This is a genomic window from Gordonia sp. SCSIO 19800 (genome assembly GCF_018132775.1).
GTDB lineage: Bacteria > Actinomycetota > Actinomycetes > Mycobacteriales > Mycobacteriaceae > Gordonia > Gordonia hongkongensis.
Map to the genome: position 1 here is coordinate 129,233 of NZ_JAGRQM010000011.1, position 11,423 is coordinate 140,655.

Consider the following 11,423-nt stretch of genomic DNA (forward strand, 5'->3'; position numbering starts at 1 on the left):
ACCCGGTGCGCACACTGCTGATCGACAACTACGACTCGTTCACGTACAACCTGTACGCGTTGTTGACCCAGGTCAACCGCCGGGAGCCGGTCGTCGTCGCCAACGATGTGCCCTGGACGTCGGTGGACCTGACAGCTTTCGACAACGTGGTGGTCTCCCCCGGCCCGGGCCGTCCGGATTACCCCCGCGACTTCGGGATCAGCGCACGGGCTCTGACCGACAGCGGACTGCCCGTACTCGGGGTGTGCCTGGGCCACCAGGGCCTGTGCCATCTGTTCGGCAGCCCGGTGGTACGGGCCCCCGAGCCGCGGCACGGACGACTCAGCGCCGTCCACCACGACGGCCGCGGCTTGTTCACGGGACTGCCCTCCCCGTTCCGGGCGGTCAGGTATCACTCGCTGGCGGTGGTGGATGTCCCCGACGAGTTGGAGGAGCAGGCGTGGTCCGACGACGGCGTCCTGATGGCGGCGCGCCACCGGGTGTTGCCGATGTGGGGAGTGCAGTTCCATCCGGAGTCGATCTGCAGCGAGTACGGCCGGGAGCTGTTGGCCAACTTCGCGGCGGCCACACGGGTGCGAGCGCACCGCGGGGTCCCGGCCGGGGCGAGTCGGGCGTCGGCGACGACGGAGCCCCCGGCGAGTGAGGCGTCGACGAGTGAATCGGCGGGGAGTGAATCGGCGGGGAATCGGCACGAGGGTTACCGGGTCCGATCGGTTCGGGTGGACCACGTCGTGGACCCGAACAGCGTCTATGATCGACTGTTCGCCGGTGGCCCGAACAGCTATTGGCTCGACCGGTCGGCGGCCGAGGAGACCGACGGTCGCTTCTCCGTCATGGGAGACTGCTCGGGTCCCCACGCCGAGTATGTGACCTACCGGGTCCCGGAAATGACTGTGCGAGTCGAACATTCGGACGGTACAGCGGAGGAGGTCCGCAGCACCTTCTTCGACTACCTCGACGCCCAGCTGCGGGCGCGTGCGGTGGCTGCGCAACCTGAGCTGCCGTTCGCGTTCTGTCTGGGGTACGTCGGCTATCTCGGCTACGAGCTCAAAGCGGACACCGGCGGCCAGCTGGCGCATGCCTCCCAGCAGGCCGACGCGGCGCTCGTGTTCGCCGACCGCGCGGTGGTGATCGACCACGGACACGGGTGTGCGTATGTGCTCGCACTGGAACCGGTCGAGAGCCCGGATCCCGATGTCGCGACGTGGTTGGACGAGACGGCGTCGACCATTCGGGAGTTGCGAATCGCCACGCCCGCTCCGGCGACGACTCCCCCGCTGGTCCCGGCGCCCCACGAGGTGCCGATCGTGTTCCGCCACAACCGCCAGACGTACCTGAGGCTCATCGAGGACTGTCTGGCGGAGATCCGGTCCGGGGAGTCGTACGAGGTGTGTCTGACGAACTCGGCGACCGTGCACCGCAGCCTCGACCCCGTGTCCGGGTATTCGTGTCTGCGGGAGATCAGCCCGATGCCCTACAACGCCCTGCTGCAGTTCGCCGGGATGTCAGTGCTCAGCGCGTCGCCGGAACGGTTCTTGAAGATCGGTGCCGACGGGACGGTCGAGTCGAAGCCGATCAAGGGGACACGGCCGCGGTCGGCCGATCCCACCGAGGACCACCACTTGCGATGCGCGCTACGGGCGAGCGAGAAGGACCGGTCGGAGAACCTGATGATCGTGGACCTCGTCCGCAACGACCTGTCGCGTGTCTGCGTCCCGGGGTCGGTGCATGTGCCGTCACTGTTCGACATCGAGACCTACGCACCCGTGCATCAGATGGTGTCGACCGTGCGGGGGACGCTGCGGAACGGGGTGTCGGCGGTCGACTGTGTGCGGGCGGCCTTTCCCGGCGGTTCGATGACCGGCGCACCGAAGATCCGCACGATGGAGATCATCGACAAACTCGAGGCGGGTCCGCGGGGCGTGTACTCGGGGGCGATCGGCTTCTTCTCGCTCACCGGAACCGCTGACCTGTCGATCGTGATCCGCACGATGGTGGCGACCGGTTCCGAGGTGACCTTCGGGGTCGGCGGTGCGATCGTCGCGCTGTCGGATCCGGACGAGGAGTTCGAGGAGACGATGGTCAAGGCCCTGACCATGCGACGCTGCCTGTCCGTCGCCGAGGAGAGCGGCCCGTGACCGAATCGGCCGCCCCCGGTGCGCGGTCGGTGGTCGTGGCCGGCGGAGCAGGGGCGGTGGGATCCATGTTCGCCGACCGGTGGCGCAGTGGCGGCGACCTCGTACACATCCTGGACGCCACCTCCGGCGACGACATCCGTGCCCCCAGCCCAGAGGCGACCGCGCGGGTGCGCGCGGCGGACATCGTGGTCCTCGCGGTACCGGAGAATGTCGCCGTCGCCTCGCTGGGGACGGTGCGATCACTGATGCGCCCGACCGCGATGCTGGTGGAGACGCTGTCGGTGAAGACCCGGTTCGCGGCGGCCGTCGGCGGACCGGACGAGAGCCGTTGCGCCACAACAGGCCCGGTCGTCGGCGTGAACCCGATGTTCGCCCCGTCCCTCGGTCTGCCCGGCCGGGCGATCGCGGTGGTCGTCCATCGCGACGGACCCGGCGTGGACCGCCTGATCGACGACCTGGCGAGGTGGGGCGCTCGCGTGCAGGTCACCACCGCCGATCGGCACGACCGCCTGTGCGCCGCGGTGCAGGCCCTCACCCATGCGACCATCCTGTCGTTCGGGGTCGCGCTCGCCGATCTCGGCGTCGAGGCCGATGAGGCGGCGACACTGGCCACCCCACCGTTCATGACGATGTCGGCGATGCTGGCGCGCGTCGCCGGTGGGACACCGGAGGTGTACCGGGACGTGCAGTCGTCGAACCCGTGCGCGTCGACGGCCCGGGATGCGTTGGCGCGTGCGGTGTCCCGGGTCTCCGCCACCTGCGACAGCGACACCGACGAGTTCACGGCGCTGCTCGCCCGGGCCGGAGCGCCGCTGGGTGATCGCGGCAGCGAGTATGCCGGGCTGTGCGCGCAACTGTTTGCCGGGCTGGCGTCGTGACCGGCACGCTGCCCGACCACGACGCCGCCGACCCGGTGGAGACGGCGGTGATCCGTGGGCTGGTGCGCAGCTGGTCGCGGCGGGCCACGGTGCGCCGCACCGAGCCCGAACTCGACGGCCCGACCATGGACGATCTCTACGACGACGATTGCGTCGACTATCCCGAGACACTGCTCCCCTTCGCCGGACATCCGGGATGGAACGGGCTCGACGAGAACTGCCGGTCCCGGGTCCGGGCGTGGGGGTGGATCGCCTACAACAAGAACGTCGTCGACATCGAACAAGACGTGGTGACACCCGGTTTCGGCTTGCTGTTCCGGGACGCCTTCGGCACCGGGTTCTCCGACGCCGGGAGGGCGGCGGTCGTCCAGTCGATGGTCGACGAGGAGTACCACACGCTGATGCATCTGAACGCTTCCGCGCTGACCCGCCGTCGGCGTGCCTGGACGATCCCGGATGCCACACTGCCCGAGTCGTTGATGGTGCGCCGCCATCGGGCTGCGCTCGCACGTGCGGAGTCGGCACGAGCCGCGGCGCTCACGACCCTGGCATACGCGACGGTCGCCGAGACCTCCATCGGGGACTACCTCACGTTGATCGCCGAGGATCGGACGATCCAACCGGTTCACCAAGCCACCGTCGCCCTGCATCGCCGCGACGAGCGCGCGCACGGCTCGGTCGCCGGCGAGATGATCGCGATGGTCCACGACCGGCTCGGCCCGGACGACCGGCTCGTCCTGGCGCATGCGCTGCGCGACGGCGTCGACGCGTTCACGGCGACCGACAGCGCCGCCTGGTCGGCCATCCTCGCCGCCGAGCAGATCCCGGACGGCGCCACGATGCTGCGCGAGTCCGCCGAGGATCCCGATAGACGACGAGTCCTGCAGGATTGCAGTGCGGTCGACCGGCTACTCGCCCGGTTCGGCGCCCTGGGTTGACCTGCGCCGGTGATCGTCGGGTGGGCGGCTACGGTGGTGACCGTGAACGAGCCCGACAGCCCGCGAGTGGCGACACCGGCCGACGCGGCGACCATGGCCGAACTGCTCGACGCCTTCAACCGCGAGTACGGCGAACCGTCTCCCGGACCGGCCGCCCTGGCCGATCGACTGACCGATTTACTTTCGCGCAGTTCGACTTTCGCGATCGTGGCCGGCGACCCGATCACCTCGCTGGGCCTGGTGACCATCCGGACCAACGTCTGGGTCGACGGCGGCATCGCCCTGCTCGACGAGATGTACACCACGCCCGCCCAACGGAGCCGCGGACTCGGTGGTGCCGTCCTCACCGCCGCGGTTGCCGAGGCGGCGCGACGGGGCGCCGGGGAATTCGAGATCGAGGTCGACGAACCCGACGTCGACGCGCACCGCTTCTATGCCCGGCACGGGTTCCCGCTGCGCGACCCCGAGACCGGCGATCGGGCGTTCGTTCTCCGCAAGGAGCTGACCGCTCCGTAATCCGATGGAATCCCGCCCGTGCCAGTAGGGTACGGGCGTGGTTCAGCTGACAGTGGGAAGCCATCGCGACAACGCGACGACCGACGTCCTCCTCACCGCGGAGAAGTTCAATCGGCACACCTTCTGGTGCGGCCAGAGCGGCTCCGGGAAGACCTACGCGCTCGGGGTGGTTCTCGAACAGCTGCTGCTTCGAACCCGACTCCCTTTGCTGATCCTCGATCCGAACGCGGACTTCACCCGGTTGCCCGAGACACGGGGTACCGCCGACCCCACCGCCGCGGATGCGATCGCGACATCCGACATCCGGGTCCTGCATTCGACGCGACGTGACGGACCGCAATTGCGGACGCGATTCCTGACCCTGCCCCTGGCCGCGAAGGCCGCGGTCCTACAGCTGGATCCGATCGCCGACGCCGACGAGTACAACGTCCTGCTGCACGCCGACGCCACACTCACCGAGACATCGGACCAGACCACCTACCTCGACGCTCTACGCAGTTCCGCCGACCCCGGACATCAGCGGCTGGCCAAGCGTATCGAGAATCTGCAGGTCCTCGACTGGGCACTCTGGGCGCGGGGTGACCTCGCAGCGACCGACGTCATCGACGAGCGACCCCAGGCGACCGTGCTCGACCTGGGTGGTTTCGCCCACCCAGCGGAACCGAAGGTCGCCGCTCTCAGTGTGCTCGAACACCTCTGGGCCCACCGCGACGAGCGGCGCCCGATACTCATCGTGATCGACGAGGCCCACAACATCTGCCCACCGCAGGCCACCAGCGCGGTCGAGCAGGCGCTGATCGACCGGGTCGTGCAGATCGCCGCCGAGGGCCGCAAATTCGGCCTCTGGCTGCTGCTGTCAACCCAGCGGCCGACCAAGATCCACCCCAATGTCCTGTCCCAGTGCGACAACCTGTGCCTGATGCGGATGAACGCCCCACGCGATCTCGCCGAGCTGGCCGACACCTTCGGCTTCGTACCCGAACACCTCCTGGCGGAGTCGCCCGGGTTCCGCCAGGGTGAGGCACTCCTCGCCGGTGGGTTCATCACCGCGCCCACGTACACGCAGATGGGTGCCCGGATCACCGAGGAGGGCGGCGCCGACGTCGCGGTGCCGCTGGTCGTGTGAGGGGTCGATGGTTCCGAGAACAAAACCCCGGTGAGCGACGCTCACCGGGGTTTTCTGTCGGGCTGACAGGATTTGAACCTGCGACCACTTGACCCCCAGTCAAGTGCGCTACCAAACTGCGCCACAGCCCGTTGCTCCCTGGAGAAGCGGAGCGATGTAAAGCCTAGCCGACGAGCACGGTTCCGAACCAATCGCCTGGTCAGGCCTCATTTCGGGCCGGTGGCCAGATGTAGTGCGTCGTTGCTTCTGCCGCCACGAAGCGCTACATCTGACACCGGCTGCTAGACGGTCGAACGCTTCTTGAAGAAGATCCACCCGGCGGTCACCAGAACGGCACCCACGAGGGAGCCGATGATGCCACTCGGGCGGAGCTCGAGGCCGTCGCCCGAGAGCAGGCTGATGAGCAGTCCGCCGACGAAGGAGCCGACGATGCCGGCCACCAGGGCGAGACCCCAATCGACGGTGCGCAGGTTCTTGCCGCCGAGGAGGATCTGCGCCAGGGCGCCGATGACCATGCCGAAAACGATGATTGCCAGGATGAGCACGAGACGCAGTATCTCACAGCAGGTGTCGTGCGCCACAGGCGCGCGACACGTGCACCGGAGATGGGCAGGTCCGCCACCTGCGCGGTGGCGGACCTGCCCTACGGTGGTGGAGTCGCCGGACGGTGATCAGCGCTTGCGGCGCTGCTCCCGCTTGTCTCGGACGCGGACGTTGATCCGGACGGGCGAACCGTCGAAGTTGAATTCCTCGCGCAAGCGCCGCTCCAGGAACCGGCGATAGCCCGCCTCGAGGAAGCCGGTGGTGAACAGCACGAAGGTCGGCGGCCGGACCGAAGCCTGGGTCGCGAACATCACGCGCGGCTGCCGGCCCCCGCGCAGCGGCGGCGGGTTGGCGGCGATGACGTCCTTGAGCCAGTTGTTCAGCGGGCCGGTCGAGATGCGCTTGTCCCACGAGTCGAGCGCGGATTCCAGCGCAGGCACCAGTTTTTGGACGGCCCGGCCGGTCGACGCCGAGATGTTCACCCGACGCGCCCATGGCACGCGGGCCAGTTCGCGGTCGATCTCCTTGTCAAGCTGGTACCGGCGGTCCTCGTCGACGAGATCCCATTTGTTGAACGCGATCACGAGGGCGCGGCCGCTCTCGATGATGAGCGACAGCACCCGCAGATCCTGTTCGGTGATCGGTTCCGATGCGTCGATCAGCAGGATGGCCACCTCGGCCGCGTCGAGCGCCGACCGCGTCCGCAACGACGCGTAGTACTCGTGGCCGCTCGCGGTCCGCACCTTGCGGCGCAGACCGGCGGTGTCGACGAAATTCCAGGTCTTGCCGCCCAGTTCGACGAGTTCGTCGACCGGGTCGACGGTCGTCCCGGCGACATTGTCGACCACCGACCGCTCGGTGCCGGTGAGCTTGTTCAGCAGCGAACTCTTGCCGACGTTCGGCTTGCCCACCAGGGCGACGCGACGCGGACCGCCGAGAGTCGGTGCCTCCCGCGGGGTCTCGGGCAGCTTGTCCAGGATGATGTCGAGCAGATCGCCGGCGCCGCGGCCGTGTGCGGCCGACACCGGATACGGCTCACCGAGTCCCAGCGACCACAGCGATGCGGTGTCGGACTCGAGTCGCTCGCTGTCGACCTTGTTGGCACACAGGATGACCGGGGTCTTGGAGCGTCGCAGGACCCGTGCGACGGCCTCGTCGGTCGCGGTCGCGCCGACCGTGGCGTCGACCACGACGACGATCGCGTCGGCGGTGCGCATCGCAAGCTCGGCCTGCGCGGCGACGGCCTGCTGCAGGCCCTTCGCGTCGGGTTCCCAGCCACCGGTGTCGACGACGGTGAACCGCCGGCCCGACCACGACGCCGCGTACGACACCCGGTCCCGGGTGACGCCGGGGATGTCCTCGACCACGGCTTCACGACGCCCCAGGATGCGGTTGACGAGCGTCGACTTGCCGACGTTCGGCCGCCCGACGATCGCGACCACCGGCATGTGTTCGACACCGGACGCGTCGTCGGCTCCCCCGACATCGGTCAGTTGCCAGTCGGATTCGTCCGACCAGGTGCCGTCGCCGGGTAGCGCCGCGAGGTCGTTCGAGTAGTCGTCACTCACCGTTCCACTGCTCCGATCCGGGTCGCGACGAGGCCGCTCAGTTCCGCGAGCACCTCGTCGAGGGTCTTGTCGCTGGTGTCGACGACGGTCGCGTCGTCGGCCGCGCGCAACGGCGAGACCTTGCGTGTCGAGTCGAGATGGTCGCGGCGGTTCACGCTCGCCAGCACCGCGTCGTAGTCGCTGTCGCGACCGCCGGCGAGATTCTGCTTGTGCCGGCGCTCGGCCCGCGCCTCGGGTGTCGCGGTGAGGAAGATCTTGACGTCGGCGTCGGGAAACACCACGGTCCCGATGTCGCGCCCCTCCACTACCACGAACCGACCCTGCGCGTTCTGCTGTTGTAGCGCAACCAGTTTGGTGCGCACCTCGGGTACCGCCGAGACCGCGGAGACGGCGCTGGTGACGTGGTCGGTGCGGATCGGCCCGGAGACGTCGCGCCCGTCGAGGAAGACCTTGGCGCCGTCCCCATCGGGGACCAACTCGATGGCGACGTCGGCGACCACGCGGGCGATTCCGGCCGGATCATCCAGCGCCACACCGGCATCGAGAACGGCGAGGGTCACCGCGCGGTACATCGCGCCGGTGTCGAGATAACTGGCGCCGACCTCGGCCGCCAGGAGCTTGGACACCGAGGACTTGCCCGTACCGGCCGGACCGTCGATCGCCACGACATGCGTGGTCCCGCCGGCGGACTCCGAAGCTCCGTCGCTCACAGGCCGACCGCCTTGTACAACCCACCGACCTCGTCGTTGCCCAGAACACGCAGACTGCCCGGGCGCTGTTCGCCGAGTGCCACCGAACCGACGTGTGTGCGAACCAGTTTGACGACCGGGAAGCCGACCTCGTCCATCATGCGCCGCACCACGCGGTTGCGACCCTCGTGGAGGGTGATCCGCACCAGCGACTGGCCCTCGTGGACCTCGATCACGGTGAACTTGTCGACCGTCACCGGGCCGTCGTCGAGTTCGACGCCCTCGCGCATGCGACGTCCGATCCCGCGGGGCACCTCGCCCTTGAGCGTGGCGAGGTAGGTCTTGGGCACCTCGAACGACGGGTGCATCAACCGGTGCGCGAGTTCACCGTCGTTGGTCAGCAGCAGCAGACCCTCGGTGTCGGCGTCGAGGCGGCCGACGTGGAACAGGCGCTGACCGGCCATGACCCGCTCGGCGACCACATCACCGACGCAGGGACGGCCCTGGTCGTCGGACATCGTCGACTGCCAGCCCTTGGGTTTGTTGAACGCCAGGTACTGACGGGTCTCGTCCATGATGACGCGGGCACCGTCGACGCGGATGATCGCGGTGTCCGGGTCGATGCGCAGACCCTGCTCGGTGACGATCTCCCCGTCGACCTCGACACGACCCGCCGCGATCAGTTCCTCGGCGCCGCGACGCGAGGCCACTCCCGCCTGGGCGAGCACCTTCTGCAGGCGGACGCCGTCTTCGACGTAGTTGGCGCCGGCACCCTCGCCGTGCTCAGGTGTCTGGTGCCGCGCCGGTCGGGCGTTGTTCAACCGGATCCGGCCCACTTCGGCGTTCGGCTTCGACGACCCCTTGCGGTGGGTCTTCTTGGTTCGCGGCTGTTGTGCGGGCGCGCCCTTGCGGCGTTTTCCCGGTGAGCCATCTCGGCCAGCGGATGCCATGTTCTCTCAGTCCTGTGAGTCGGTGGTGGTGCCACCGTCGATGATCAGTTCATTCGAGTCTGACGGTTGGGAGGACAGTTTGGCGAATCGGGGATCCGACAGCAGCTCCTCGTCGAGGTCGTCGATCAGGTCGACGTCGGGCAGCAGGGGCGCCAGATCGGGCAGTTCCGACAGTGACGCCAGCCCGAGCCGTTCCAGGAAGAGTTCGGTGGTGGCATAGGTCGTCGCGTTCGTGGTCGGTTCGCTGCCGACCTCGTTGATCAGTCCGCGAGCGACGAGGGTGCGGATCACGCCGTCGACGTTGACGCCGCGGATGGCGCTCACCCGTGCCCGGGTGACCGGTTGCCGGTAGGCGATGACCGCCAGCGTCTCGAGCGCCGCCCGCGTGAGCTTCGACCGCGCGCCGTCGAGCAGCAGCCGCTCCACGTAGGGGGCGTACTCCGCACGGGTGTAGTAACGCCAGCCGTCGCCGGCGAAGCGCAGATCGATGCCGCTGCCCGACGCCGTGAGCTCCGACGACATGGCGTTCAGCGTCTCCCGGACCCGCGTCCGATCCTGGTCGACGGCGTTCGCGAGTTCTTCGGTGGTGACCGGTGTGTCCACGACGAGCAGCACCGCCTCCAGAGCGGAGCGGAGGCGCGCGTCGTCGAGGTACTCCTCCCCTTCCCCGTGCAGAGCGGTCTGCACGGGTTCGGCCGGTCCCGGGTCCTCTCCCTCGGCTGCGCCGGTCGGGTCGTGGTGGTCGACCTCAGGAGCGTGATCAGTCATCCGTAGTCCTCTGCCTTGTCGATGCGCAGGTCGTCGGCACCGCGCTCCCCCGTCCACATCACCGCGAGATCGCCGAGTGCCTCGGGTTGTTCGAAGGTGATGGCCTGCTCCCGGAACAACTCGAGCAGGCCGAGGAAGCTACCGACGATCTCCAGCACGTTCTCGCAGTCCGCGGTCAGCTCGCCGAAGGTCAGCCATGTGCCCGGTGCGGCACTGAGCAGAGATGCCATCCGACGTGCCTGGCCCGGAACCGACACCTTCTGGACGTCATGCAGATGGTCGAGGCCGACGGTGGGCACCGGACGCGGCGTCAGCCCCGCCGCGGCGACCTGCGCGAAGCCGTCGGCGTCGACACCGAGGGTGACCTCCGGCAGCAGATCCTCGAAGCGCTTCTCCAGCGACACCGCGCGTGGGTAGCGCTGCAGCGCGGCGGCCTCGAGTTCGCCGAACAGGGCGGCGACCTGCTTGTAGGCGCGGTATTGCAGCAACCGCGCGAACAACAGGTCCCGGGCTTCGAGGAGTGCGAGGTCCTCCGGATCATCGACCTCGCCGGAGGGCAGCAGGCGAGCCGCCTTGAGATCCAGCAGCGTCGCCGCGACGACGAGGAATTCGGTCGTCTGGTCGAGCCCCATCTCCGGGCCGAGTTCGCGGGTGTAGGCGATGAAGTCGTCGGTCACCTCGTGCAGCGCCACCTCGGTCACATCGAGGCGGTGCTGCGAGATCAGGTTCAGCAACAGGTCGAACGGACCCTCGAAGTTGCGCAGCTTGACTCGGAAACCGGACTCCTCGACACCGACCTCGGACGACGCTTCCGCCCAGCTCGAAGCACCTTCGGGAACAACCGAATCGGACGCGCCGGGTTCGGATAGGGCGGGTTCGGGGACGGCGGGTTCGGTGACTGCCTGGTCGGCGCCGGTCGTCATGCGGGCGTGACGTTGCGGGCGATCACCTCGCGTGCGAGCGCCCGGTACGCCTTCGCGCCGGCCGACCGCGGCGCCCACGAAGTGATCGGTTCCCCGGCGACGCTGGTCTCCGGGAACCGGACGGTGCGGGCGATGACGGTGTCGTAGACCGCGTCACCGAACACCTCGACGACGCGGGCCATCACCTCACGGGAATGCAGCGTGCGGGCGTCGAACATCGTCACCAGGATGCCGCCGAGGTCCAGGCGCGGGTTGAGCCGGTCGCGCACCTTGTTGATCGTGTCGGTGAGCAGGGCCAGCCCGCGCAGGCTGAAGTACTCGCACTCCATCGGGATGAGCACGGTGTCGGCGCAGGCCAGCGCGTTGACGGTGAGCAGACCCAGCGA

The 11,423-nt window shown here is 68.6% G+C and carries 12 protein-coding genes and 1 tRNA gene; 5 read left to right on the forward strand and 8 right to left on the reverse strand.

What is annotated here, in order from left to right:
- The first annotated feature begins 5 nt into the window (after positions 1-5).
- From pabB to KB201_RS14580, 5 genes are read left to right on the forward strand one after another with little or no spacing between them, the layout of a single operon-like run.
- Entirely contained in the window at positions 6-2,138 is a 2,133-nt protein-coding gene (gene pabB / locus KB201_RS14560; protein ID WP_374193928.1) for an aminodeoxychorismate synthase component I, read from the forward strand.
- On the forward strand, positions 2,135-3,016 hold the full coding sequence (locus KB201_RS14565; protein WP_211539542.1) for a prephenate dehydrogenase dimerization domain-containing protein: 882 nt from the start codon (positions 2,135-2,137) through the stop codon (positions 3,014-3,016). The genes pabB and KB201_RS14565 overlap by 4 nt, the downstream gene beginning before the upstream one ends.
- Entirely contained in the window at positions 3,013-3,954 is a 942-nt protein-coding gene (locus KB201_RS14570) for a diiron oxygenase (protein WP_211539543.1), read from the forward strand. Before KB201_RS14565 ends, KB201_RS14570 begins: the two co-directional genes overlap by 4 nt.
- Before the next feature lie 42 nt (positions 3,955-3,996).
- Complete coding sequence (locus tag KB201_RS14575; protein ID WP_307848072.1) at positions 3,997-4,470, forward strand: GNAT family N-acetyltransferase; 474 nt, start codon at positions 3,997-3,999, stop codon at positions 4,468-4,470.
- Positions 4,471-4,507: 37 nt separating this feature from the next.
- Positions 4,508-5,596: an ATP-binding protein gene (locus KB201_RS14580; protein WP_307848073.1), complete on the forward strand. Its 1,089-nt coding sequence runs from the start codon at positions 4,508-4,510 to the stop codon at positions 5,594-5,596.
- Positions 5,597-5,653: 57 nt separating this feature from the next.
- Here KB201_RS14580 and KB201_RS14585 read toward each other — a convergent pair.
- From KB201_RS14585 to KB201_RS24890, 8 genes are all read right to left on the reverse strand, one after another.
- Positions 5,654-5,727 (reverse strand) — tRNA-Pro (locus KB201_RS14585).
- Positions 5,728-5,877: 150 nt separating this feature from the next.
- Positions 5,878-6,141, reverse strand: coding sequence for a GlsB/YeaQ/YmgE family stress response membrane protein (locus tag KB201_RS14590; protein ID WP_065629874.1), 264 nt, complete (start codon positions 6,139-6,141; stop codon positions 5,878-5,880).
- Positions 6,142-6,267: 126 nt separating this feature from the next.
- Positions 6,268-7,707, reverse strand: a complete 1,440-nt coding sequence (der, locus tag KB201_RS14595) for a ribosome biogenesis GTPase Der (RefSeq protein ID WP_058253160.1) — start codon at positions 7,705-7,707, stop codon at positions 6,268-6,270.
- Entirely contained in the window at positions 7,704-8,417 is a 714-nt protein-coding gene (gene cmk, locus KB201_RS14600; RefSeq protein ID WP_058253159.1) for a (d)CMP kinase, read from the reverse strand. Before cmk ends, der begins: the two co-directional genes overlap by 4 nt.
- Positions 8,414-9,346, reverse strand: coding sequence for a pseudouridine synthase (locus KB201_RS14605; RefSeq protein ID WP_058253158.1), 933 nt, complete (start codon positions 9,344-9,346; stop codon positions 8,414-8,416). Before KB201_RS14605 ends, cmk begins: the two co-directional genes overlap by 4 nt.
- 6 nt (positions 9,347-9,352) lie before the next feature.
- Positions 9,353-10,114: an SMC-Scp complex subunit ScpB gene (gene scpB / locus KB201_RS14610; protein WP_078113826.1), complete on the reverse strand. Its 762-nt coding sequence runs from the start codon at positions 10,112-10,114 to the stop codon at positions 9,353-9,355.
- A complete protein-coding gene (locus KB201_RS14615) occupies positions 10,111-11,037 on the reverse strand; it encodes a ScpA family protein (protein ID WP_211539544.1) in 927 nt (308 codons plus the stop codon). The genes scpB and KB201_RS14615 overlap by 4 nt, the downstream gene beginning before the upstream one ends.
- Positions 11,034-11,423: ParA family protein (locus tag KB201_RS24890; RefSeq protein ID WP_249145558.1), on the reverse strand; the 390-nt coding region annotated here is incomplete at its 5' end. The genes KB201_RS14615 and KB201_RS24890, both read right to left, overlap by 4 nt.

What these genes read in the sequence shown, in the direction of transcription:
- scpB (WP_078113826.1), bottom strand. Translation starts at nt 10,114, where the DNA reads ATGACTGATCACGCTCCTGAGGTCGACCACCACGACCCGACCGGCGCA.
- KB201_RS14615 (WP_211539544.1), bottom strand. Translation starts at nt 11,037, where the DNA reads ATGACGACCGGCGCCGACCAGGCAGTCACCGAACCCGCCGTCCCCGAA.
- KB201_RS14605 (WP_058253158.1), bottom strand. Translation starts at nt 9,346, where the DNA reads ATGGCATCCGCTGGCCGAGATGGCTCACCGGGAAAACGCCGCAAGGGC.